At 69.7% G+C, this 22,898-nt stretch carries 23 protein-coding genes; 5 read left to right on the top strand and 18 right to left on the bottom strand.

All coding sequences use genetic code 11. The features are described from left to right. Positions 1 to 48: 48 nt before the first annotated feature. Positions 49 to 285: a glutaredoxin family protein gene (locus AC0685_RS35560; RefSeq protein ID WP_007030874.1), complete on the bottom strand. Its 237-nt coding sequence runs from the start codon at positions 283 to 285 to the stop codon at positions 49 to 51. A gap of 49 nt (positions 286 to 334) precedes the next feature. Continuing rightward, positions 335 to 1,819: an AMP-binding protein gene (locus AC0685_RS35555; protein WP_478229495.1), complete on the bottom strand. Its 1,485-nt coding sequence runs from the start codon at positions 1,817 to 1,819 to the stop codon at positions 335 to 337. 292 nt (positions 1,820 to 2,111) lie between these two features. Here AC0685_RS35555 and AC0685_RS35550 point away from each other — a divergent pair, with 292 nt between their 5' ends. The 3 genes from AC0685_RS35550 to AC0685_RS35540 all read left to right on the top strand — a co-directional run bounded on the left by AC0685_RS35550 (position 2,112) and on the right by AC0685_RS35540 (position 5,006). Further along, complete coding sequence (locus tag AC0685_RS35550) at positions 2,112 to 2,810, top strand: sigma-70 family RNA polymerase sigma factor (RefSeq protein ID WP_478229494.1); 699 nt, start codon at positions 2,112 to 2,114, stop codon at positions 2,808 to 2,810. 109 nt (positions 2,811 to 2,919) lie between these two features. Next, a complete protein-coding gene (locus AC0685_RS35545; protein WP_478229493.1) occupies positions 2,920 to 4,008 on the top strand; it encodes a DUF5667 domain-containing protein in 1,089 nt (362 codons plus the stop codon). A 95-nt stretch (positions 4,009 to 4,103) separates the two neighbouring features. Continuing rightward, positions 4,104 to 5,006 (top strand): HAD family hydrolase, encoded by a 903-nt coding sequence (locus AC0685_RS35540; RefSeq protein ID WP_192747707.1) that lies wholly within the window; start codon positions 4,104 to 4,106, stop codon positions 5,004 to 5,006. A 535-nt stretch (positions 5,007 to 5,541) separates the two neighbouring features. On the opposite strand, the gene AC0685_RS35535 is transcribed toward AC0685_RS35540, so the two are convergent. The 11 genes from AC0685_RS35535 to AC0685_RS35485 form a co-directional block, all read right to left on the bottom strand. Further along, positions 5,542 to 6,645, bottom strand: a complete 1,104-nt coding sequence (locus AC0685_RS35535; RefSeq protein ID WP_478229492.1) for a lysophospholipid acyltransferase family protein — start codon at positions 6,643 to 6,645, stop codon at positions 5,542 to 5,544. Beyond that, the gene (locus tag AC0685_RS35530) at positions 6,642 to 7,691 is read right to left on the bottom strand and encodes an NAD-dependent epimerase/dehydratase family protein (protein WP_340684902.1); all 1,050 of its coding nucleotides are present in this window, start codon (positions 7,689 to 7,691) and stop codon (positions 6,642 to 6,644) included. Before AC0685_RS35530 ends, AC0685_RS35535 begins: the two co-directional genes overlap by 4 nt. Before the next feature lie 284 nt (positions 7,692 to 7,975). Then, complete coding sequence (locus AC0685_RS35525) at positions 7,976 to 8,077, bottom strand: 30S ribosomal protein bS22 (RefSeq protein ID WP_007030867.1); 102 nt, start codon at positions 8,075 to 8,077, stop codon at positions 7,976 to 7,978. Between the two features lie 145 nt (positions 8,078 to 8,222). Next, on the bottom strand, positions 8,223 to 8,438 hold the full coding sequence (locus tag AC0685_RS35520) for a helix-turn-helix domain-containing protein (protein ID WP_016330918.1): 216 nt from the start codon (positions 8,436 to 8,438) through the stop codon (positions 8,223 to 8,225). Between the two features lie 193 nt (positions 8,439 to 8,631). Next, positions 8,632 to 9,447, bottom strand: a complete 816-nt coding sequence (gene proC / locus AC0685_RS35515; RefSeq protein ID WP_478229491.1) for a pyrroline-5-carboxylate reductase — start codon at positions 9,445 to 9,447, stop codon at positions 8,632 to 8,634. Positions 9,448 to 9,548: 101 nt separating this feature from the next. Continuing rightward, positions 9,549 to 10,379 carry a thioesterase family protein gene (locus AC0685_RS35510; RefSeq protein WP_478229490.1) on the bottom strand — a complete coding sequence of 277 codons (831 nt, stop codon included), beginning with the start codon at positions 10,377 to 10,379 and terminating at the stop codon, positions 9,549 to 9,551. Positions 10,380 to 10,520: 141 nt separating this feature from the next. Then, on the bottom strand, positions 10,521 to 11,318 hold the full coding sequence (locus tag AC0685_RS35505; protein ID WP_126733212.1) for a sugar phosphate isomerase/epimerase family protein: 798 nt from the start codon (positions 11,316 to 11,318) through the stop codon (positions 10,521 to 10,523). Positions 11,319 to 11,340: 22 nt separating this feature from the next. Further along, on the bottom strand, positions 11,341 to 12,873 hold the full coding sequence (locus AC0685_RS35500; protein WP_478229489.1) for a hypothetical protein: 1,533 nt from the start codon (positions 12,871 to 12,873) through the stop codon (positions 11,341 to 11,343). A 105-nt stretch (positions 12,874 to 12,978) separates the two neighbouring features. Then, positions 12,979 to 13,968: a Ppx/GppA family phosphatase gene (locus tag AC0685_RS35495; protein WP_478229488.1), complete on the bottom strand. Its 990-nt coding sequence runs from the start codon at positions 13,966 to 13,968 to the stop codon at positions 12,979 to 12,981. Between the two features lie 81 nt (positions 13,969 to 14,049). Continuing rightward, positions 14,050 to 14,739, bottom strand: a complete 690-nt coding sequence (locus tag AC0685_RS35490; protein ID WP_034310560.1) for a response regulator transcription factor — start codon at positions 14,737 to 14,739, stop codon at positions 14,050 to 14,052. Continuing rightward, positions 14,736 to 15,968, bottom strand: coding sequence for a sensor histidine kinase (locus AC0685_RS35485; protein ID WP_478229487.1), 1,233 nt, complete (start codon positions 15,966 to 15,968; stop codon positions 14,736 to 14,738). Before AC0685_RS35485 ends, AC0685_RS35490 begins: the two co-directional genes overlap by 4 nt. A gap of 281 nt (positions 15,969 to 16,249) precedes the next feature. Between AC0685_RS35485 and AC0685_RS35480 the strand changes: the two genes are divergently transcribed. Beyond that, positions 16,250 to 16,897 carry a hypothetical protein gene (locus tag AC0685_RS35480; protein WP_034310555.1) on the top strand — a complete coding sequence of 216 codons (648 nt, stop codon included), beginning with the start codon at positions 16,250 to 16,252 and terminating at the stop codon, positions 16,895 to 16,897. After that, positions 16,894 to 17,811, top strand: coding sequence for a hypothetical protein (locus AC0685_RS35475; RefSeq protein ID WP_478229486.1), 918 nt, complete (start codon positions 16,894 to 16,896; stop codon positions 17,809 to 17,811). The genes AC0685_RS35480 and AC0685_RS35475 overlap by 4 nt, the downstream gene beginning before the upstream one ends. A gap of 69 nt (positions 17,812 to 17,880) precedes the next feature. Here AC0685_RS35475 and AC0685_RS35470 read toward each other — a convergent pair whose 3' ends face one another. From AC0685_RS35470 to AC0685_RS35450, 5 genes are all read right to left on the bottom strand, one after another. Beyond that, positions 17,881 to 18,630, bottom strand: a complete 750-nt coding sequence (locus AC0685_RS35470; protein WP_034310552.1) for a phosphoglyceromutase — start codon at positions 18,628 to 18,630, stop codon at positions 17,881 to 17,883. Between the two features lie 503 nt (positions 18,631 to 19,133). Then, positions 19,134 to 20,048, bottom strand: coding sequence for a DUF4349 domain-containing protein (locus tag AC0685_RS35465; protein WP_478229485.1), 915 nt, complete (start codon positions 20,046 to 20,048; stop codon positions 19,134 to 19,136). A gap of 68 nt (positions 20,049 to 20,116) precedes the next feature. Then, positions 20,117 to 20,632 (bottom strand): type III secretion system chaperone family protein, encoded by a 516-nt coding sequence (locus AC0685_RS35460; RefSeq protein ID WP_034310547.1) that lies wholly within the window; start codon positions 20,630 to 20,632, stop codon positions 20,117 to 20,119. Next, positions 20,629 to 21,933 carry a D-inositol-3-phosphate glycosyltransferase gene (gene mshA, locus AC0685_RS35455; RefSeq protein WP_340686842.1) on the bottom strand — a complete coding sequence of 435 codons (1,305 nt, stop codon included), beginning with the start codon at positions 21,931 to 21,933 and terminating at the stop codon, positions 20,629 to 20,631. Before mshA ends, AC0685_RS35460 begins: the two co-directional genes overlap by 4 nt. A gap of 21 nt (positions 21,934 to 21,954) precedes the next feature. Next, positions 21,955 to 22,767: an alpha/beta fold hydrolase gene (locus tag AC0685_RS35450; RefSeq protein WP_478229484.1), complete on the bottom strand. Its 813-nt coding sequence runs from the start codon at positions 22,765 to 22,767 to the stop codon at positions 21,955 to 21,957. Positions 22,768 to 22,898: the final 131 nt, after the last annotated feature.

Genomic DNA, 22,898 nt, shown 5'->3' with positions numbered 1-22,898 from the left:
TTCGCCACGGATACGCCCGGAAGTCGGCCGATCGCCCTTACGAGACTGTTACGCCAGCGCCTTCCGGAGCCTGTCCTCTTCGACGCGCCAGTAGCCGTGCTCGGCGTCGTCGATCAGGATCACCGGCACGCGGTCGCCGTATTCGGCGCGCCATTCTGGGTCGCTGTCGACATCCCGCGCCGACCAGGCGACGCCCAGTTCGCCGCAGATCCGCTCGATGTCCTGTTCCGCGACCTCGCACAGGTGGCAACCCGTGCGGGTCATGACGGTCACGTGGTGGGCCATGCGTCCAATCCTTACCCGGTCCGAGGCACTCTTTCCCGCCGAGGGCCCATCAGCGCAGTCGCATACGGCGCAATTTTCCAGTGGCGGAATGCGGCAGCGACTCCGCGAACTCGACCGTGTGCGGCACCTTGTACCCGGCCAGGTGCTCCGCGCAGTGCTCGACGACCTGCTGTTCCGAGAGCGAAGCGCCGGGCGCGGGGACGACGACGGCCTTCACCGCTTCGCCGGTCCGCTCGTCGACGACGCCGACGACGCCCGCCTCGACGACCTCGTCCAGCATCGAGATCACGTTCTCGACCTCGTGCGGGAAGACGTTGAAGCCGTTGACGATGATCAGGTCGTTGGCCCGGTCCACCAGGTGCAGGTCGCCGTCGGTGTCCAGGTAGCCGACGTCACCGGTGCGGAACCAGCCGTCCTCACCGGGGCCGTGCGAGCCGTCGGGCCAGTAACCGGAGAACAGGTTCGCACCGCGGATCGACACCAGACCGGTGCCGCCGTCCTCGTCGAAGGCGTCGCCGAGGTCGTCCGGGTCCAGCGGGACGGGCTCCGCGTCGCCGTCGCTGTCGACCAGCCGGAGCTCGACGCCGGGCAGCGGCCGCCCGACCGAACCCGGCTTCGGGTAGCCGGTGACCAGCGTCGTGGTGACCACCGGCGCGCATTCGGTGAGGCCGTAGCCCTCGTAGACGTCGAGGCCGGTGGCGCCGCGGAGCGCGGTGAGGACCTTCGGGTGCAGCGGCGCCGCGCCCGACGTCATCCGCCGGACGGTGGACAGGCCACGGCCGAGTTCCTCGGGGTCCATCGCGGCGAACTCGGCGTACATCGCGGGCACGCCGGCGATCGACGTCACCCGGAATTCGGCGCAGTCGGCCAGCGTGCGCTCGGCGAGGAAGCGTTCGGACAGGATCGCCGTCGCGCCGACCGCCGTGGTCTGCAACAGACCGGGACCGAGGCCGTAGACGTGGAACAACGGGATGGTGATGAGCACGCGGTCGCCGTGCACGAGCGGCGCCGGGACGATGCGGCTCAGCTGGCCGAGGTTCGCCAGCAGCGCCCGGTGCGACAGCATCACGCCGCGCGGCGGGCCGGTCGTGCCGGAGGTGTACGAGATGACCGCTATGTCCTCACCGGCGCCGGCCTCGTCGACCGGTTCGGCTGCTCCATCCGAGGTAACAGGCGGTGAGAGGCTTGTCACTCCCTCGGGGAGATCCTCAGAGACCTCGCGTTCGAGCACGAGCCGTGCGCCGCTGTGCTCCAGCAACCCGTTCAGCTCCGCCGCCGGCCCCTGCGGCGAGATCGGGACGACCACCGCGCCCGCCCGGAGCGCCCCGAACAGCGAGACGGCGAACGCGGCCGAAGTCGGCAGCCGCAACGCCACCCGGTCGCCGCGCTCGATTCCCGCGTCGAGCAGGGCGCGGGCCAACGCGTGGGCGGCGTTGTCAAGCTCCGACCAGGTCAGTGCGACCCCGCCGCCGGTCTCCTGGACGGCCGCTTTGCCTGGCCACTGACGGGCGGCCTCGGCGAGCAAAGTGGGCACGCTTCCTTCGGCAACCTGCTCCGCGCTCAACTGCGAACCTCTTCCCTCGGTGAACGGCGTTGTCAGTTTGTCATCTCGGCCACCGTCATGGGGGTCACTCGCTTTCGTCGCAGTTCCGTAACCCCGGCACCGCTACCTACTTCGCGGTAACTACACGTATGCTGCTGGGCGTCGTCGAGTGGTGTTGATCACTCGATGGTGAGAAAGGGAGTCCGGACGTGCAGATCTTGCAGGCCCACGCGGCGGTGGGACATGCGGGCCGGTGCTCTCTGTCCGGAACGGGAGGTGCGCCATGACTCTTCCCGCACCGAATCCCGTCTCCATGGTGGCGGGCCACATCCTCCGCCGGAGTGGTTTCCCCGCGGCGCCGTCGCCCCGGGCGAAGGTCGACGAGGGCGACGCCGCGGCCGAAGCCGCGAAGGCCGAAGCGTGGGATCTGGTCAGCGCCGCGCAAGGCGGTGACACCTCCGCATTCGGGCGGCTCTACGACCGCTACGTCGACGTCGTCTACCGCTACGTACTGTTCCGCCTCGGCGACCGGGACCTCGCCGAGGACGTCACCAGCGAGACGTTCCTCCGCGCGCTGCGCCGCATCACGTCGGTGAGCTACCAGGGGCGTGACGTCGGCGCCTGGTTCGTCACCATCGCGCGCAACATCATCCTCGACCACGTGAAGTCGAGCCGGTTCCGCCTCGAGGTGGTCACCGACGAGGTGGCCGAGCCCAACGGGGCGCCGATCGGGAACGTCGGCGTGCAGGCGGTCGCGGGGCCCGAGCAGCAGGCCATCAGCCGCGCCACCCGAGCCGAACTGCTGCGCTGCGTCGCCGAACTCGGCGAGGATCAGCGCGAGTGCATCGTGCTGCGGTTCATGCAGGGGCTTTCGGTCGCCGAGACCGCGGCGATCATGAAGCGCAACGAGGGCGCCATCAAGGCCCTTCAGCACCGCGCGGTACGCCGTTTGGCACAACTTCTGCCCACAGGACTGCGTTAAGGTTCCATATTTGTCCCTCACCGGGCCTTGCCGTAACCCTTGGGCGTTCCCGCTCGTTTTCTCAGCCAGACCGGTGTCAGGACCGGGCTGAGCAGATGGAGACTTCGCCGTGGGCGTGCCGGGATGGTTCGCGCGGGAGCGGGCGGACGGTGACCGCTTCGCCGACCTTGTCGACGGCACCGAATCCCCGGACGACGACGAGTTCGAGTACGAACTCGCGCTCGTCGGCGGCTTGCGCGAACTCGGCGCCGGCGGCGCCCCCGACGCGGAGACCCGGCAACGGATCCGCGACGAGATCGCCGGACGACTCGCCGAGGCCGAGGCCGCGCCCAAGCGTCGCGGTCACACCGTCGCCAACCTCGCCGCGGCCGCCGTCGCGCTCGTGCTGGCCCTGGGCGGCATCACCCTGCTGCTGTCCAAGGACGCGTTGCCGGGCGATCCGCTGTACGGCATCAAACGAGCGGGTGAATCGGCCGCGCTCGGGCTCACCTTCGACGAGCAGGACAAGGCGAAGAAGCATCTGGAGTTCGCCGCGAACCGCGTCGGCGAGCTCGACGAACTGACGCGGCAGGGCGCGCCCACCGACGCCTACTTCACCGGCCTCACCGATTTCGAGACGGATCTGCGAGCCGGTGTCTCCCGGCTGACCGCGTTCGTCACCGATCAGGGTGGCCAGACCCGGCTCGCCGAACTCCGCACCTGGGCGCGGCAGCAGTCCGACCGGCTCGGTCTCCAGGTCGACCAAGCCCCCGCCGAGGCGCGCGACAAGTTCGCCGCGGCCCGTGTCCTGCTCGACAAGGTCCAGGAGCGGACGACGGATCTCGGCTCGCGCCTGGTCTGCTACACGATCACCACGGGCTCTTCCGACGAACTCGGCGCGGTCCCGGCCGTCGGTGACTGCGTCCGCGACCCCGATTCCCCCCACGCGGTCCTGCCGCCGGTGACGTCTCCCCCGCCGTCGTCGGCACCGACCGGGTCACCGGCGCCGACCTCGGTGCCGCCGTCGTCGTCCGCCGTGGACACCGCGGCCCCGACCGGGCCGATCGCACCGCCGACCGGAGGCACACCGCCACCCGTGGTCCCCGTCCCCGGACCCACGAACCTGCCGCCGCTGCCGACGACCACCACCACGCCGAAGCCGCCGCTGGTTTCGATTCCGCCGCTCATTCCGGGATTACCGCCGATAACCATCGGCTGACTCACCGTCGATGAGGGAGGCACCACACCCGGGGCAGCGTGGTCGGCCGCTCGCTACGCTGTGCACAGGCACCTGGGATTCCGGAGGCGGTGTGCGTGTCAGTTTGGCGGGGCAAGGATAAGAGTCAAGAGCTCGAACGACTGGCCGAGCTGGCGGGCGAGGCGTCGGCCGAGGCCGCCATGGCGACCGCGTCCGCCGAAGCACTCGAACCGCCCGCGCCGCCCGCTCCGCCGGACCTGACGGCGGCCGCGTTCTTCGACGTCGACAACACCATGATGATGGGCGCGTCGATCTTCTACTTCGCCCGCGGCCTGGCCGCGCGCAAGTTCTTCACCTCCGCCGATCTGGCCGGATTCGTCTGGCAGCAGGTGAAATTCCGGCTCGGCGGCCGGGAGAACAAAGAGGACATCAAGACCCACCGCGAGCGCGCACTGTCCTTTGTGGCCGGCCGCACCGTGCAGGAACTGACCGACATCAGCGAAGAGATCTACGACGAGCTGATGGCGGACAAGATCTGGTCCGGCACCCGGGCGCTCGCGCAGATGCATCTCGACGCCGGACAGCGCGTCTGGCTCGTCACCGCGACCCCGATCGAGCTCGCGGCCATCATCTCCCGGCGCCTCGGCCTCACCGGCGCGCTGGGCACCGTCGCGGAGACCAAGGACGGCGTCTACACCGGCCGTCTCGTCGGCGACCTGCTGCACGGCCGGGCGAAAGCCCACGCCGTCCGGGCGCTGGCATCACGCGAAGGACTGAATCTCAAGCGCTGCACCGCGTATTCGGACTCGCAGAACGACGTCCCGATGCTGTCGGTAGTCGGAACCGCGGTCGCGGTGAACCCGGACGGCGGTCTTCGCGACGTCGCGCGGGCGCGCGGCTGGGAGATCCGCGACTTCCGGACCGGACGCAAGGCCGCGAAGATCGGCGTGCCTTCGGTGCTCGGTGTCGGTGCCGTGGCCGGTGCCGTCGCGGCGGGCATGGCCTATCGGAAGCGCTGACCTTCCACGCAATCAGTCACCTACTTGCGGCGATCGCGGCCGTGAGTAGGTGAGTCGGCGGCCGGAGCGGGCCCGCCACGAAGGCCTGGCGCTCCCCTGACCGTCCATAAGGGACGCTAATCCTGATCAGGATGCCCGATTCGGGGATTTTGCGCAGATTAACGAGAGGTCGTGGACGGTAAAGAGGGTTGGAACCCGATGCCACGTAGCTTAAGTTGATCTTGGATGGGGGCCTGGATCGTAAGCGGTGAGGGCTGCCGCAGGTCACGCGCTCGGCTTCCCTGGCCGACAGGAGCCGACCGCGCCCCTGAGCGTCCACCAAGAACACTTTTCGCTGACTCAATGTCCGACTGATGCCCGGAGGGCGATTGCACGAGGGGGTCGTGAGTGGCGTTTCGGGTTAGAACCCGAAACGCCACTCACGACCAACCCGACCCACGAACCGTACTTTGGCCATCAATCGGTCATTCAGGGCACGGCCGGCCTGAAGCCCGTCACTCGCGAGTTCCGGGTCTGATCACGCGAGTGACGCGTTCTAGCCCTTGAAGACGCTCTTCCGCTGCGAAAGGCGTTTGTACAGCGACTGCTGGATCGACTCCCGTACCTGGTCGGTCAGCGTGAAGACCAGCATCGGGTCGTCGACGGCGTCCGCATCATAGGTGTCCGTGCGGATGGGCTCGCCGAACTCGATGCTCCACTTCGTCGGCAACGGGATCGCGCCGAGCGGGCCGAGCAGCGGGAAGAACGGCGTCACCGGGAAGTACGGCAGGCCGAGCACGCGCGCGAGGAGCTTGATGTCGCCGATCTTCGGATAGATCTCCTCCGCGCCGATGACCGACACGGGGATGATCGGCACGCCGGTCCGCAGCGCGGCCGAAACGAAACCACCGCGGCCGAACCGCTGCAGCTTGTACCGCGACGAGAACGGTTTCCCGATCCCCTTGAACCCCTCCGGCCAGACGCCGACGAGTTCTCCCTTGCGCAGCAAGCGTTCCGCGTCGGCGGCGCAGGCGAGTGTCTGCCCGGACTTGCGGGCGAAGGAGCCGACCAGCGGCACCTGGAACACCAGATCCGCACCGAGGCCGCGCAGATGCCTGCCGCCGGGGACGTGGTCGTGCACGGCGACGGCGGTCATCAGCGCGTCGAGCGGCAACGTGCCGGAGTGGTTCGACACCAGCAGTGCGCCGCCGTCGGCGGGCAGGTTCTCGACGCCGAAGGTGTCGACGCGGAACCACTTCTCGTACAGCGCGCGCAGCGGCGGCAACAGCAGGGTCTCGGTGAGCTCGGCGTCGAAGCCGAACTCGTCGACGGTGTAGTCACCGGTCAACCGGTCACGCAGGAACCCCAGCGCCGTCCTGAGCGAGGCCGGGAGGAGATCCGCGTCGGCCGGACGGGTCCTGGCGGGCGCGACGCGCGCCGCCCCGGGGAATTCGACGACGGGCGCGTCCGCCCGGCGCTCCTGCTCCAGATGTTCTCGCGCTTCTTCCGACTCGCGAAGATCCCGTTCCGCTTCGACCGCCGGGTCCGGCTTCTCTCTGCCGGGGCCGTGCAACGGGATGACCTGCGCTTCAGCGCCGCTCACGTTTTCCGCCTCGCCTTCGTGAGAGTTTTCGGGATCGTTCTCGTGTGGCCTGCTCACCGGTGCGCCGCCTGTCCGGTCGCCGCGGCCACCAGCACCTTGCTCGCGAACCCGGCCAGCTTGCCGCCGTCCACCACGGGACGGAGCCCGCGGCCGGAGATGTAGTCGTCGAACGCTTCCCGCGTCGTCCAGCGCGGGGTGTAGCCGAAATCTTTCTTGAGCTTCGTGTTGTCCACGACGCGGCCGAAGTTCAGCAGCCGCACCTGGTCGGCGGAGAAGTCGACCACGCGGGCTCCGCGCAGCACTTTGCCGACCGACGGCACGACACCGCTGGGCATCGGCAGCTCGACCCGGCCGGCTCGCCGGATCGCCTGCGAGAGGGTGAGTACCCCGTCCGAACCGACGTTGAACACGCCTGGCTTGTCGTTCAGGGTCGCCTGCTCGAACACCGACAGCGCGTCCGAAGCGTGGAGCAGCTGGAGCCGCGCGTCGTAGCCGAAGACGGTCGGGACGAACGGCAACGCGAAGTAGCGCGAGAGCACGGTGTCGATCTCGGGGCTGATGATGTTGGCGAACCGCAACAGCGTCGTCGTGATGTCGGGACGGCGACGGAGTAGCCCGCGGACGTATCCCTCCATCTCGACGGCGTCCTTCGCGTAACCGCTGGTCGAGGTGGGGATGAGTTCGGAATCCTCGGTGAAGACGGCCTGCGAGCGCGCGCCCGCGCCGTAGACGGCGGCCGTCGACTTCACCACGAGCTTGCGCACGAGCGGCGAGCGCTGGCAGGCCGCCAAGAGCCGCATCGTGCCGATGACGTTGACCTCTTTGATCGCCGTCCGGCGAGCCGGGCCGGCCGGATGCGCGGTGCACGACGCGTGCACCACGGTGTCGACCTTGGCCGTGCTGATCACCTTGGCGATCAGCGGGTTGCGGATGTCGGCACGGACGTATTCGGCGTGCCCCATCCGCTGCAGGACCGACTTGCGCGGAGGCGTGGTGTCGACGCCGATCACCCGCTCGAACTCCGGATTGTTGCCGAGTCTGGCGAGCAGCTTCCCGCCAAGGTCTCCCCCGACCCCGGTCACGAGCACGATGTTCGACGGCATAGGACTCCCTGCGGCTTGGGCGGTTCTCGGACTTCGATCACGGGGTCCGGATGACCTTGAGCACTGGTCGATCCACCGAGTGTGCGCGTACCTGCACTCATGGGAAGCATCGCGCGGCTGCCCTTGAGATGTTACCGCTCATTAGGGGTAGTCGAGGCAGCGCTTACATGCTATTAACCAGCCGCTCGCAGAGGGGATGCACGTCTCACTCGGATGGGCGGAAACCGCCCACCAAATGGGAATGGCCCGTCCAGAAACTGGACGGGCCACTCACCGGCTGTGTCTTACTTGCCGGCCTTCCTACGCTGAACGCGCGTCCGGCGCAGCAACTTGCGGTGCTTCTTCTTCGACATGCGCTTACGGCGCTTCTTGATCACAGAGCCCATCGTGAGCGCTCCTTCCTTCGTCGTCGGTCACGCTGCCCGGCGCAGCGTCCAACGGGTGGAGCGCACAGGCACGAGCGGTCTTCCAGGGTACTCGCGCCCCGGAAGACGCCCTCGGGCGGGCACGTTGTGCCCCGCGAAACGGGCCTCAGCCCACGTCGAAGTACGCGCCCTGCAGATACTCATGAACGGCCTTTTCGGGCACTCTGAACGACTTCCCGACGCGCACCGCGGGCAACTCGCCCGAGTGAACGAGGCGGTAGACGGTCATCTTGGAGACCCGCATCAGCGTGGCCACCTCGGCGACCGTCAGGAACTGGACCTGGCCCACTGAGGGCAGATCGTCTTTCTTGTTCGGCGGCATGTTTCACCGTGTCCTTCGACACGTGTCGCGCCACGAGGCTTCCCCACCTGTGGTATCGACACGCACGTGCTCTCCTGAGAGTAGCGGGACACGTGTGGCTAAAGCGACGCGAGTCACCGAGATGGGCCCGTACGACTACGCATTTAGTCCTCTAAATGCGGTAGTCAGACGACGAACTACCGCATCCAGAGGACTAAATGCGGGGATCGTGGGCGGCGCCCAGCTCGGTCGAGCGGTCCTTCGCGGCCTCGATGGCGGCCAGCAGCGCCGCGCGGACGCCATGCTTCTCCAGCTCGCGGATGGCGTTGATGGTCGTCCCGGCGGGCGAGGTGACGGCTTCGCGCAGCAGCACCGGGTGTTCGTCGGATTCGGCGAGCATCTTCGCCGCCCCGACCGCCGACTGGATGATCAGCTGCCCGGCGAGCGCGCGGGGCAGGCCGAGCAGGATCCCGGCGTCGATCATGGCCTCGACCAGGTAGAAGAAGTACGCGGGCCCGGAGCCGGACAGCGCCGTGACGGCGTCCTGCTGCGACTCGGGCACCTCGACGACCTGCCCGACGTGCGACAGCAGGTCCTTCACCACCGCGATGTGCTCGGCGGTCGCGTGCGCCCCCGCGGAGACCGCGCTCATCGCCTCTCCGACGAGCATCGGGGTGTTCGGCATGACCCGCACCACCGGGACGCCGTCGGCCAGCCTGCGCTCGTACAGGGCGGTCGGGAGGCCCGCGCACAGCGAGACCACCAGTGACTCCGCGCCGAGCAACGGCGCGAGCTCGTCCAGCACCGGTTCGATGTCCTGCGGTTTGACCGCGACGACCAGCACGTCGGCCCGGCGGGCGGCGTCGGCGACGGTGACCCCGTGCACGCCGTAGCGCTCGGTCAGCTCGGCCGCGCGCGCCGGGTACCGCTCGGTGAACAGCAGGTCGTCCGGGCTGTGCCCGCCGTGCAGCAGGCCCGAGAGCAGGGCCTCCCCGATCTTCCCGGCACCCAGAACCGCGATCACGCTCATGCCTTCTTCCCGTACTGGGTCACGTTCCGTCGCATGAGCGGGCACTGCGTCGATGATTCGCTCGCAAGCTCGCTCATGTCTTTCAGCGTGCCAAACGGCCGTCAGCCACCGGGCGCCGGGGCAAGCGCCAGCTGCCGCGCCTGGCAGACGAGCCTGCCCTGCGCGTCGACCACGAGCGCGTCCGAGTCGAACCAGGCCTCGTGCACCGACTGGCTCTGGACGAGCACCCGCAGCCAGCCCGGCGCCGGCCGCGTGCGCAGCAACGCGGTCAGCTGCACGGCCGGCGCCCAGCCGACCCGGCCGAGGTTGTAGACCACCGGCGGGTTCACGTCGCTCGCGAGCAGGGCGAAGAACGGATCCGCGAGCCCGTGCCTCGGCCGGACCCACAGCCGGATCCTCGGCGGGTCGCCGATCCGGCCGTGCAGGTAGCCGACGCTCGCGGGGTCGAGCCGGACCTCGCAGCCCTTCGCGAGGTTGAACCGGCCTTCGGAGGTCTCACCGGTCATGGGGACCGCGCCGGGCGGCGGCTCCGCGGGCATGGCGGGGACGTCGGTCCACTCCGGACGCCGCATCGGCAGCCGCCCGGTGGTCACCCTGGCCTCGACGCAACTGCGGCCCCGCTGCTCCAGCGTGACCGCGACGACCGAGGCGCGCCTTCCGACCTTCCGGACGTCCATGCGCAGCAACACCGGCCCCACCGCCGGCGGGTGCAGGAACTCCGCGCTGATCGCGAGCGGCTCGGACGGCGGCTCGCCGCGTTCGTGGAGGAAGGTGAGGGCGGCCCTGGCCATCAAGGCCATCAGGAAGCCGCCGTGGGGGTGTCCACCGATCGACCATTCGGTCCGGAGGACCGCCGTGAAAGTGCCGTCACCCAGTGATCTCGTCGCGCACGCCGCGTCGAAGGAGGTGCTCGTTTCGTCAGCCGCGCTCACCGAGCACTGACCCAGGCCACGAGCCGATCCATCGGGGTGCGGGAGATCAACAAGCGCAGCTGCTTCACGGTCGGAACTTTACGTGTACCAGCGCCTCGAGCGCAGGGAGGAATGAATCTCCGCACCCGGAGACGATCTTTGTCACTGGCCGAGGTGAAGCCTCGCGAACAGGAGTGACTCCGCGAGGTCCCGCGACCGCCGCGCCGCGCTCGGCGACCGCCGGGTGTTGATCTCCAGCACGACCTGCCCGGAGAAATCGCTGTTCACGAGCTTTTCGAGCAGTTCGGCGCAGGGCTCGATCCCGCGTCCGGGCACCAGGTGCTCGTCCTTCGGCAGGCCCGTGCCGTCCGCCAGATGGACGTGCGCGAGCCCGGAACCCATCCGTTCGGCGAGCGCGAGGGCGTCCATCCCGGCTGCCGCTGTATGGGACAGGTCGAGCGTGTAGTGGCGAAACCCTACGTCCGTAGGGTCGATCGACGGCCGGAAGGCCGACACGCGCGACGTCCGCGAGCCGCCGGGCGGCCGGACCTTGAACATGTTCTCGACCGCGATCTCGATCCCGCTGGCTTCTTCGAGCTCGTCGACGAGGTCACCGAACGCGTCGCCGTAGCGGCGCTGCCACCGGAACGGCGGATGCACCACGACCGTGCGCGCGCCGAGCTCCTGCGCCGCGTCCACGGACATCCGCAGGCGCACCTCGGGATCCGGCGACCACACGCGCTGGGTGATCAGCAGCGAAGGCGAGTGGATCGACAGCACCGGCACACCCGTACGGCGCGACCAGCGGCGCAGCGCGGAGATGTCCTGGCTGACCGGGTCCGCCCAGACCATCACCTCGACACCGTCGTAACCGAGGTCGGCGGCCAGCTCGAACGCCGTGCCCGCCCGCAACGGCCAGACGGACGCCGTCGAGAGACCTACCGGAATCTGCTGAACCATTCCGGCATCCTTCCCGAGTCCGCTAACGCGCGACCAGCAGGAGTGCGGCCGGTGAGACCGTCACCACCAGTCCGACCAGTACCGCGAGCACCAGGGTCTGGAGATCCTCCGCCTTGCGGATCTTCCGAACGATCCACACCAGCGCGACGATCACCAGCAGCGCGGCGACCAGCGCGGCGGCGGGGATGTTCACCCACAGCCAGTTGAAGCCCAGCCAGACACCGGCGCCGCCGACGACGCCGAGGGCGAGCTGGCCGGCCAGCGCCAGCCACTGCTTCCCCGGCGAGACCTTCTCGGCGGGCGCCGCGGGCTCGTCCTCCTCGACGACGTCGTCGACGCTGTCGTCGTAGTCGTCCTCGTAGTCGTCGGCGCGGTAGCCGTAGTCGTCGCGGCCGAAGTCCGGGCCACCGTCCGGGTACGCCGGGTCGGCGAACTCGCGCTCGTACTCGTCGAGGTTGTCCTGCCGGTCGCGGTCGTCGAGCGAATGCGGCGGCACGAAGGGCATCGGCGCCGGATGCCCCATGGTGGGCGGACCGGCGTCGAACGGGTCCGGCTCGGGGTCGGCGTCCGGTTCGACGGGCGCGACCGGGGGCGGCACCGGCGGGATCCCACCGATTTCGGTGTCCTCGGACTGCACCTTCTGCCTGCGCTTGCGCCATCCGGCGAGGCCGGCGGGCGGCGCCGGAGGCTCGACGGGCGCGGGGACCTCGGGCTCGGCCGCTGGTTCGTCACCGACCGCGGCGAACTGTTCGGTGCTCGGCTCGGCCTTCGGCTGGGGCGGGCGCGCCGCGGGACGGCGGCGCCGCGCCGGCTGGGCGGGCGGCGTCGCGAACGCGCCGCCGGCCATCGGGCCCGGCTGGTCCTGCACATCTTCGGCCGGGGCGTCGAGGCCGCCGTCGAGCCTCGCCGACAGCCCCGAGGACGGGGGTCCGGCGGGCGGCTCCGGGCGACGGCGGACCGGCGGCATCGCGCCACGGGTCTCCTCCGGACGCGGACGGCCACGCGGGGGCAGGCCCTCGGAGTCCGGCGGGCGCTGCTGGTAACCGGACTGCTCCTGCGGCGGAGCCGGCCGGACGAACTGACCGGACTGCTGCGGGGGACGCTGCTGATAACCGCTCTGCTCCTGCGGCGGAGCCGGCCGCGGGAATTGACCCGACTGCTGCGGCGGACGCTGCTGATAACCGCTCTGCTCCTGCGGCGGGCGCACCGGCGGCGTCTGCCGGGTCGGGGTGGACGCGACGTCCGGCGGCACCGGCAGCGGCGCGGAGTCCTGCTGCGGCGGCGGAAGCGGACGCGCGCCGGAATCTTGCGGGCGCGAGCGGCGTGGCGGACGGTTGGCAGGCGGCGGGGTGTCGCCGGACACCCTGTCGATGATCGCCTGCGGCGCCGTATCGCTCGGGGACGGCGCGCGCCGCCCGCGAGTGGGCTCGGGAGCCTCGTCGTCGTCGGCCGCGCGGCGTCGCCTGCGGCGCCCGCCCTCGGGCTGGGCTCCGTGCTGCGCGAGCAGCTCCGCCACGGTTTTCTGTGGCTGGCCGCTCTCTGTCTCGTCCGTCATACCGTGCAGTCCAATGCGCGCTCAAGCCGTTGCGAACCGGCACGCGACGGGGCATCGGCGGCGTCGCGCGCGCTGTCCACCGTCATCCGCATTTCCGTCACCACTTCACCGTGCCCGTTCTCCGTCGACTAAGTCCAGTCGGGCGCTGCCGCCCACAGTCTCGTCCGCACCGTTCGAATGGTCCAGCCGTCGAAGGATGACACCTTCTCGCAGCGCCCACGGACAGATCTCCAGTTCTTCCAGGGAAAGCGCCCGCATGGTGGCTTGTGCGACGAGCGCGCCCGCCACCAGCTGATGCGACCTGCTCGCGCTGACCCCCTCGAGTTGTGCCAGGTCATGGGCGGTCATCCGGGAGATGAACGCGATGAGCTGGCGCAACGCGGTGTCGGTCAGGGTACGGCGCACATGCGGCCCGCCGGCCGACGGCGCCGCTCCGGTCAGCCGGGCGAGCGACCGGAACGTCTTCGACGTCGCCACGACCCGATCGGGTTCACCCAATTTGGCGACCTTCTTCGCGAGCGGGGCGAGTTGTTCTTCCAGCCACACCGAAGTCGCGATGAGCTCCGACCGGGTGGGCGGGTCGTGCTGGAACCGCGTCCGGGTGGTCCGGCCCGCGCCCAACGGCAGCGATTCGGCCAGATCCGGCTCCTCGTCGCGGCCCATCGCGACCTCCAGGGAGCCGCCGCCGATGTCGAGCACCAGCAGCTTTCCCGCCGACCAGCCGAACCAGCGGCGGACGGCGAGGAAGGTGAGCCGGGATTCGTCGATCCCGGAAAGCACCTGTAGTTCGACGCCGGTCTGCTCCTGGACCTTCGCCAGCACCTTCGGGGCGTTCTTGGCTTCGCGGACCGCGGAGGTGGCGAACGCCATGACCTCTTCGCAGCCGAGCCGCGCCGCGGCCGCTTTCGCCGATTCGACCGCACGCACGAGGCTGTCCGCGCCCGCGCGGCTCAGGTCGCCGTTGCGGGTGATCTGCTCGGCGAGCCGGAGGACCGCCTTTTCGGAATGCATCGGGGTCGGGTGGGCGCCACGGTGGGCGTCGACCACGAGCAGGTGGACGGTGTTGGAACCGACGTCGAGTACCCCTAGGCGCACGAGCGTCTACGGTACCCGCCCCCACATCAGGTCACGAAACCGTAACCGTGATCTGTATCGCAGGGGCGGGTACCGGACCTGTCACGTCTCGAACTTGTAGCCCAGGCCACGCACCGTGACCAGGTGCCGGGGCGATCCCGGGTCCGGCTCGATCTTCGAGCGCAGGCGCTTCACGTGGACGTCGAGCGTCTTGGTGTCGCCGACGTAGTCCGCACCCCACACCCGGTCGATCAGCTGCCCGCGGGTGAGCACGCGGCCCACGTTGCGCAGCAGGTACTCGAGCAGGTCGAACTCCTTCAGCGGCAAGGAGACCTCCTGGCCGTCGACGGTCACCACGTGCCGCTCGACGTCCATCCGCACCGGCCCGGCCGCCAGCACCAGAGGCGCCAGATCGCCTTCGGAGCCCGGCTCGCCACCGCGGCGCAGCACCGCTCGCACCCGCGCGATGAGCTCACGGGCCGAGTACGGCTTGGTGACGTAGTCGTCGGCGCCGAGTTCCAGGCCGACGACCTTGTCGATCTCGCTGTCGCGCGCGGTCACCATGATCACCGGTACGGCGGAACGCTGCCTGAGCTGCTTGCAGACGTCGGTGCCGCTCATCCCGGGGAGCATGAGATCGAGCAGGACGATGTCGGCGCCGTTGCGGTCGAACTCCTCGAGTGCCTGCTGCCCCGTCACGGCGACGGCGGCGGTGAAGCCCTCTTTGCGGAGCAAGAACGCGAGCGGGTCGGCGAACGACTCTTCGTCCTCGACGATGAGAACCCTCGTCACAGGTTTCCTCCATGGTCGGGGCTTTCTTGCCCTGTTGCCACGAGACGGGGTGTCCGCTCGGGGGTCTTCTCCGGCCGGGACGCCGGCGGAGCCTGTTTCGCGGGCGCGGCCGGTTCGGCGGGGATGTGCGCGGGGATCCGCAGCGTGAAGGTCGACCCGGTGCCGGGACGGCTCCACAGGCCGACCGAACCGCCGTGGTTGGCGGCCACGTGCTTGACGATCGCCAGCCCCAGCCCGGTGCCGCCGGTCGCCCGCGACCGGGCCTTGTCCGCGCGGTAGAACCGCTCGAAGACGCGCTGCTGCTCGTCCTCCGCGATACCGATGCCGCGGTCGGTCACCGCGATCTCGACCTTCCCGTCGACCAGCCGCCTGCTGATCGACACCGGGCTGCCCGGCTGCGAGTACGCGACGGCGTTCTCCAGCAGGTTCGACAGCGCGGTGACCATCAGCGTCCGGTCGCCCTCGATGAGGAGCCCGCTGGCCGCGTCGGTGGTGATGGTGATCTCGGCGGATTCCGCCGAAAGCGTCGTCCTGCCGAGCGCCTCGCGGACGACGGCGTCGACCTCGACGACGTTCAGGTCGGGCAGCCGCTCGGCGCCCTGGAGCCGCGAGAGCGCGATCAGTTCGGTGACGAGCTGGCCGAGCCGCGTCGATTCGCGGAGGATCTTGCCGCCGAAGCGGCGGACCTCCTCGGTGTCTTCCGCGGCGTCGAGGACGGCCTCGGTGAGCAGCGCGATCGCGCCGACCGGCGTCTTCAGCTCGTGGCTGACGTTCGCGACGAAGTCCCGCCGGACGGCTTCCAGGCGGATCGCCTCGGAGTGGTCGACGGCCTCGACCACGGTGAACCCGTCGCCGAGCGGGCGGACCTCGCCGAGGACGGCCTCGGGCTGACGCCCCCTCGCCTCCAGCGGGGAGAGGTCGATCTCCATCGGTTCGTCGGTCTCGACCACCTGCTCGGCGGCCTTGCGGGCCCGCGGATCGGCCTGGTTGACCTTCACCAGCCCGAGCTCGTAGGCACGCGGGTTGTGCAGGACCATGTCGCCGAACTTGTTGAGCACGACGACGCCGTTGTTGCTGGACCGCACGAGGCGTTCGAGCAGTTCGGCCACGGTGGGGCCGGTCGGTCTCCGCTCCTCGCGGCGGGTGCGACCCCTCGCGATCAGGAAGCCGAAAACCACACCGACGATCAGTCCGCCGACGGCCATGGCGAGTGCAACAGGCGTGGTCACAGGGGAATCGTAAGCGCGTGGGTAGGCTTTTGGCCTAGTCCCGGCCGCGTACTCGTGATGCCTATGACACCTGGGGACGCCCTGTTCGCCTGCAGGTCAGGCCTCGTTCACGTGGCCGAGACCTCCCGGGTGAGACGGGTCACCCGAAACGGGGACATCGGTGACGACTCTTGCCCGGATTCCGACTTTCGTCGTGACTCTCCGGACCGTGTTCCGCCCACTCACCGGCGAATAGCGACGTTCCCGTCACGGCTGCCGGGGAATGTTGGAAGACTGTCGCCGTGGAACTCGTCAGTGACATCTCCCTGATTCGCGGAGAAGAAGAGCTGTTCGACCGGACGGCTCATCTGTTCGTCGCGGCGACCGACATCGCGTGCGCGGCCGACGACCTCTACACCTGGGCGCTTTCCCGGCCGTCGCTCACGCGGCAGGGTGAGCGGCTGGTGCGCGACAAGCGGATCCGCAAGCTGTACCGCCCCGGTGTCCTGCTGAACGAGCAGACCGCGGAGCACCTGCATCACCTGTCCGGCCTCGGCGCGCAGATCCGGATCGGCACCGAGGAGATCAACGAGACGATCCTGCTCGACGAGCGGGTCGCGATCATGGCGGGCGACGAGGGCAAGGCGGTGCGCTCGTACAGCGTCATCTCGCGCCCCGAGCTGGTGCAGGGCATCCTGTCGCTGTTCGAAACCGCCTGGCTGGCGTCCACCACCCTGGAGACGTTCGACGCGCGGTTCGCCGACATCCGGATGGAGGCACCGCAGATCCTCGAGTTCCTGACCACCGGCTGCAAGGACGAGAAGGCCGCGAAGAGCCTCGGCATGGGTGTGCGCACCTATCAGCGTCGCGTCTCGGAACTGCTGGTCGCGCTCGGCGTGACGTCGCGGCTCCAGGTCGACGCGCGGGCGCGGGAACTCGGCCTCTTGTGAAGCGCTGGGCGGGGCTCGCGGTACTGCTCGCGCTCGCGGGCTGCACCACCACGGTCTCCGGCACCGCCCGGCCCGAGCCGGAAACCCCGCCCTCGAACCTCGCGCTGGTCGACCCGGTGCGGACGGCCGCTGTGCTCACGGCGGTGAAGACGGCCACCGAGGCGGTGTTCTCCTACGACAGCACGGCCGTCCCCGCCTACGAGAAGGCGATCGACGGCAACCTGACGCCGGGCGCGCGCGAGGAGCTGGCGAAACTGTTCGCCGAGGTCCGGAAGTCGGCGGAACCGATCAAACTCGTGACGAGGGTGATCGTCTCGGCCGCGGTCGAGGAGACGCCGGACAAGGCGCGGGTGCTGACGGTGCTCGACCAGAGCAGCACCAGGGCGGGCGCCACCAGCAAGGGCATCGCGTCGGTGCTGCTCGCGACCGTGCGCGAAGGCGACCGCTGGCGGATCGGGAAGGTCGAGGTGAACCCGTCCGCGCCCTCGCCCGCGGCGGAGAAACCGGGCGCCGGCGACCGGGTGTTCGCGAGGGTGCGGGATTCCGCCCGCGACGGCGCCCTCCGCGCCGCGGAAGCCCTGCTGAACGTGGACCCGGCCGACCCCGAAGGCACGTACGCCCGCTACGAGTCGGTGTCCACCGGACCGTTGCTGACCCAGTTCCGGCAGGACAAGGCGACGCGGCTGAACCAGATCCGGTCCGGGGGCACGAAGGCGTCGCCGTCGCCGAACCCGGCCGCCGCGGTCATGGAGGTCGTGGACGACAAGGCGAGCGTGCTGCTCTTCGCGACGACGGACGTCACGGACGCGGCCGGGCAGGCGACGAAGCGGTACCTGCCGATCGTCCTGCGCCTCCAGCGGCTGCCCGAGGGGTGGAAGGCCGCGGCGGTCGAATCGGTCCAGCCACTCCCCTGACGCATTTCGTCCTCTGAATGCGGTGGTTCGAGAGCGAACTACCGCATTCAGAGGACGAAATGCGTGGGTCTAGCGGCCCTGGTTCGCCACGGCGGCCGCGGCTTCCTTGGCGGCCTCCGGGTCCAGGTAGGTCCCACCGGCGGTGACCGGCTTGAGGTCTTCGGTGAGGTCGTAACGCAGCGGGATGCCGGTCGGGATGTTGAGCCCGGCGATCGCGTCGTCGGAGATGCCGTCGAGGTGCTTCACCAGTGCCCGCAGCGAGTTGCCGTGCGCGGCGACCAGCACGGTCTTGCCCGCGCGCAGATCCGGCACGATCGCGGACTCCCAGTACGGCAGCAGCCGCGCGACGACGTCCTTGAGGCATTCGGTCAGCGGGGCGGCGTCACCGAGGTCGGCGTAGCGCGCGTCGCCCACCTGGCTGAACTCGTCGGCCGGGTCGATCGGGGGCGGCGGGGTGTCGTAGGAGCGGCGCCAGAGCATGAACTGCTCCTCGCCGAACTCGTCGAGGGTCTGCTTCTTGTTCTTGCCCTGCAGCGCGCCGTAGTGCCGCTCGTTGAGGCGCCAGTCGCGTTTCACCGGGATCCAGTGCCGGTCGGCGGCGTCGAGCGCCAGGTTGGCGGTCGAGATCGCCCGGCGCATCAGCGACGTGTGCACGACGTCCGGCAGCAGACCGGACTCCGCGAGGAGCTGCCCGCCCTTGCGCGCCTCCTGCTCGCCCTGCTCGGACAGCGGCACGTCCACCCAGCCGGTGAACAGGTTTTCGGCGTTCCACGTGCTCTGCCCGTGACGCAGCAGCACCAGAGTCCCAAGCTCAGCCATGGGGTTCAGCCTGCCAGAGCGAGCGGAAGCGCCGGTCAGAGGGCCGCGCTTCGCCTTGTTTCTACGGAGAGTGCGTTACCGGCGAGTAACACCTTCACCCGTCCAGAAGACGGGTTGCCAACAAGTCCCGATCTCCGGAAATCGGACTGCACTCCGTTATCCCCATTTTCCAAGTTCACTCGAACGGAGTAACCGGTAGTCTTGTGATTACAGGTGGAGATCTGACAGGTTGACTACGTCCCGCGCGGCCGGATTCCACGCACTCCCCGGTTCGACGCGGGTGACGACCGCGACTCGTCTCCCCCCTGCCGAGTCGCGGCGCCCGCCGGCCCCGTTGGCATCCCCCTCGTCACCGGGTCCACCTTGGCGGGAACTTCAGCGGGGCGGCTCGAGATCGCGACTCCCCCCTCCCTCGAGCCGTCCCGCCTGTTCTCTTCGGGGCCCAGTCCCGCACACGCGTGCTTGAAGACCGAACACGCGTGCTTGGGGCCGGAACTCACGCTTCAGTCCAGCGGAGGCGCGGACGGCAGATCCGAGGCGGTCGCCATCGCGGGCTCCGCCGGACGGCGCCGCTTGCGCAGCCACCACACCAGCGCGGCCGCGGGGACACCGAAGACCAGCAGGAACGGCGCCATCGCGCCGAGCACGGTCAGCAGGCCGCCGCCGAAGGTCAGGAACGCGTCCCAGCCGTCGGCCAGCCCGCCGAGGAACCCGCTGCGGGATTCCTCCGCCGCCGCGACGGTCTCGGCCTTCACCTGCAGGGAGATCGTCGACATGGCGACACTTCCGGCCAGGCTCTCGCGCCGCTTCTGGAGCGACTCGAGCTCGGCCTCGCGGCTGGTGAGCTCACTCTCGACCGACGCGATCTCCGAGACCGACGTCGCCCTCGCGAGCAGCGCACGGATGCGCTCGACGCTCGCGCGCTGGGTGGCCAGCCGCGAATCGACGTCGACCATCTGCTCGGTCACGTCCGTCGCGGTGACCTCGCGTTTGACCTGCTTCCCGAGCTTCCCCAGCTGATCCAGCACGCCGTCGAGACGCTCGGCCGGCACGATGACGTTGACCGACGCCCGCTTCTCCTGGGTGCTCTCCTGCCCCGTGTAGCCGGCGGCGCCCTGGGTGATGACGCGCACCTGCGAGATCACGTCGGCGACGTTCGGCGCGGTGAGCTCCAGGCTCGCCGTGCGCACCAGCTTGCGGTCGGCGATCCCCGGCTGCCCCGCCGGCGCCGGGGCCTTGCCCGAACCCGCCTTGCTGTCGGTGGCCTCCTTGTTCGGCGTCCCCTGGTTCGGCGCCGCCTGCTTGGTGTCGGCCGACATCGGCATCGCGGCGGATTCACCGCCGGAATCGTTCGCCGAGCAGCCCGCCAGTGCCAGCACGATGCCGGCGGCGGCGACCCATCTCACTCGCTTGCGCATCAAGACCGTCTCCCTCCAGTGTCGCGGAAAGAGACGGAGCCGGATCCGGTGCCGTTGCACCGTTCGGGTCACGAGTCGGTCAAGGCTCCGGGTTCGTGTCCGTTCGAAGGCTCGACGAGATGTTTGAACGCCTGCAGGTTCGCCAGCGATTCGCCGCGGGAAACGCGCCAATCCCACTCGCGTTTGATCGATTCCGCGAATCCGAGTTCCAGCAACGTGTTGAAATCGCCGTCGGCGGCTTCCAGCACCTGCCCGAGGATCTTGTCCAACTCGGACTCGGTGACCGTGTCCAGGCCGAACCGGCCGACCAGGTAGATGTCGCCCATCGCGTCCACGGTGTAGTGCACGCCGTACAGCTTCGCGTTGCGGCGCAACAGAAACCGGTAAACGTCCTCATGGGACTCATCGGGACGGCGGCAGACGAAGGCTTCGACGGCGAAGGCGTGGTCCCCGGCGACCAGCCAGCAGTTGGTCTGCAACTTCTTGGTACCGGGCAAGGTGACGAAGTACTTTCCCTCGCCACGCCTTTCGTATTCCAGGCCCGCATTGTCCAAAGAGGACCGCAAGGTCTCGTCGAGCGTCAAACCGCCACCTCCGCGCGCTGTTCGAGGGCACGCCGGAACGCGCCGGTCGCCTGAGCGTACGTGTCCAGCAGCCGGTCCGTCGTACGGCGCCAGGAGAAGCGCCGCGCGTGGACGACGGCGTTGGCCGAAAGTTCGGCACGCCAGCCGGGCCGCAGCGCGACATTCGCGAGCGCACCGGCCCAGTCCTTCGCGTCGTGCGAAGGCACGAGCAGCCCGGAGACCCCGTGCGGGACCGCGACCGGCAGCCCGCCGACCTCGGCCGCGATCACCGGCGTCCCGCAGGCCTGCGCCTCGAGTGCGACCAGCCCGAACGACTCGTTGTAGCTCGGCACCGCGACGATGTCGGCCGCGCGGTAGACGTTGACCAGCGACTGGCCGGGCTGCGGCGGCATGAACCGGGTCTGCTCCTCGATCCCGAGGGAGACGGCCAGTTCGCGCAGGGCCTGCGGCTGCTCCAGCCCGGTCCCGGACGGCCCACCGACGATCAGCACCACCAGCCGCGACGCCAGCTCCGGCCGCTCGCGCAGCATTTCGGCCGCGGCGAGCAGGAGGACGTCCGGCGCCTTCAACGGCTGGATGCGGCCGGCGAAGGCCAGCACGATCGCGTCCTCCGGCAGGCCCAGGGCCCTGCGCGCGGCGGGCCGGGAACCGGGGGTGAATCGGTCGAGGTCGACGCCCGGCGGGATGGCGTGCACGGCGTGCGGGTCGGCGTCGTACAGCTCGATCAGCTCGCGGGCCTCGACGCGGGTGTTCGCGACCAGGCAGTCCGCCTCCTCGACGACCTGCTCCTCGCCGATCACGCGGGTGCGCGGCTCCGGGGTGTCGCCCTCGGCGAGCGCGGCGTTCTTGACCTTGGCCAGGGTGTGCGCGGTGTGCACCAGCGGCACGCCCCAGCGGTCGCGGGCGAGCCAGCCCGCCTGACCGGAAAGCCAGTAGTGCGAATGGATGAGGTCGTAGTAGCCCGGCTCGTGGAACGCCTCGGCCCGCAGCACCCCGGCGGTGAACGCGCACAGCTGCGCGGGCAGCTCGTCGCGTCCCAGCGGCTCGAACGGCCCGGCCGGGATGTGCCGGACCACCACGCCGGGCGCCAGCTCGGCGATCGGGGGCTGATCCGAGGACGTCGCCCGCGTGAACACCTCGACCTCGACGCCGCGGCGGGCCATCTCGGTGGCCGTCTGGCTCACGTAGACGTTCATGCCGCCGGCGTCGCCGGTACCCGGCTGCTCCAGCGGAGAGGTGTGCAACGACAGCACCGCGACGCGCCTGGGCGCGGCGTCGAACCCGTGCAGAGGGATCGTCACCTGGTCAACACTCCCGAAGTCCTACTGATCGGCGAACCGGCGCAGTAGATCACCGAACTCGTCCGCCGCTTCGGCGAACGGCAGATGCCCCACCTCAGGTAGCCAACGCACGACAGCCCCCTGAATCTTCCCCGCCGCGTATTCCGCCGACGTCGGATCGATCACAGCGTCCGCGAGACCATGGACGATAAGTGCCGGTTTGTCCAGATCGCGAAGGACGTCCTCGCTCCCGATGTCGCGCCGGAACAGCGCGGAACGCACCGCGGGCGGAGTGGAAAGGCACGCGCCGAGCAAGGACTGGGTGAGCGTGCCGGACACCGGGGCGGCGGTCATCCGCTCGCTGAACTGCACCAACGCGGGAATCGCGACCGCCGGATCGTCCGCCAGCACCGCCGGGATGGCCTCGCGCATGGCGGGCCCGACCTTGCCGCCGGGCCGGTTCTTGCCGATTTCTGTGATGGCGCCCACAAAGACGACGCCGCCGAGCCTCGACGAGCCGTGCACGCGGAGGTAGTCGGTGATCACGAGCCCGCCGTAGGACCAGCCGACGACGATCGCGTCTTCACCGGCGAAGTCGAGGACCGAGGCGAGATCTTCGGCCCAGACCCGCGGATCGTCGTAGCCGGCGGAGGGCACCTCGGAATCGCCGTGCCCGCGCAGATCCATCGCGACCAGGCGAAACCGCTCGCTGAGCGTGGGATCCGCCAGCTGCGGCGCCCAGGCCTTGGCGGACTGGGCCCAGCCGTGCACGAACACGATCGGACGGGTGTTCTCGGCGCCCTCGACCCACAAACCGATGCGGGTCCCGCCGTAGCCGACTACCTCGGTCTTCATGCGTCGCACTTTATGAGGTCGGCCGGGGTGGTCGTGGGGGGGGGTTTTGGGTGGGAACCCAAAAACCCCCCCCCACCACCCCCCCCCAACAAACCCCCCCCCCCCCCCCCTTTTCTCCCCAAAGGGACTCC

Source organism: Amycolatopsis sp. NPDC043889 (assembly GCF_056435645.1).
This window is presented reverse-complemented; position numbering and strand designations above follow the sequence as displayed.

Excerpts from the sequence above, each read along its gene's own strand:
- AC0685_RS35505 (WP_126733212.1), bottom strand. The coding sequence starts at position 11,318 with ATGGTTCAGCAGATTCCGGTAGGTCTCTCGACGGCGTCCGTCTGGCCG.
- AC0685_RS35530 (WP_340684902.1), bottom strand. The coding sequence starts at position 7,691 with ATGCCGTCGAACATCGTGCTCGTGACCGGGGTCGGGGGAGACCTTGGC.
- AC0685_RS35560 (WP_007030874.1), bottom strand. The coding sequence starts at position 285 with ATGGCCCACCACGTGACCGTCATGACCCGCACGGGTTGCCACCTGTGC.
- AC0685_RS35520 (WP_016330918.1), bottom strand. The coding sequence starts at position 8,438 with ATGCCGCCGAACAAGAAAGACGATCTGCCCTCAGTGGGCCAGGTCCAG.
- AC0685_RS35470 (WP_034310552.1), bottom strand. The coding sequence starts at position 18,630 with ATGGCTGAGCTTGGGACTCTGGTGCTGCTGCGTCACGGGCAGAGCACG.
- AC0685_RS35550 (WP_478229494.1), top strand. The coding sequence starts at position 2,112 with ATGACTCTTCCCGCACCGAATCCCGTCTCCATGGTGGCGGGCCACATC.
- AC0685_RS35500 (WP_478229489.1), bottom strand. The coding sequence starts at position 12,873 with ATGACGGACGAGACAGAGAGCGGCCAGCCACAGAAAACCGTGGCGGAG.
- AC0685_RS35525 (WP_007030867.1), bottom strand. The coding sequence starts at position 8,077 with ATGGGCTCTGTGATCAAGAAGCGCCGTAAGCGCATGTCGAAGAAGAAG.
- AC0685_RS35450 (WP_478229484.1), bottom strand. The coding sequence starts at position 22,767 with ATGAAGACCGAGGTAGTCGGCTACGGCGGGACCCGCATCGGTTTGTGG.
- AC0685_RS35465 (WP_478229485.1), bottom strand. The coding sequence starts at position 20,048 with ATGCGCAAGCGAGTGAGATGGGTCGCCGCCGCCGGCATCGTGCTGGCA.
- proC (WP_478229491.1), bottom strand. The coding sequence starts at position 9,447 with ATGAGCGTGATCGCGGTTCTGGGTGCCGGGAAGATCGGGGAGGCCCTG.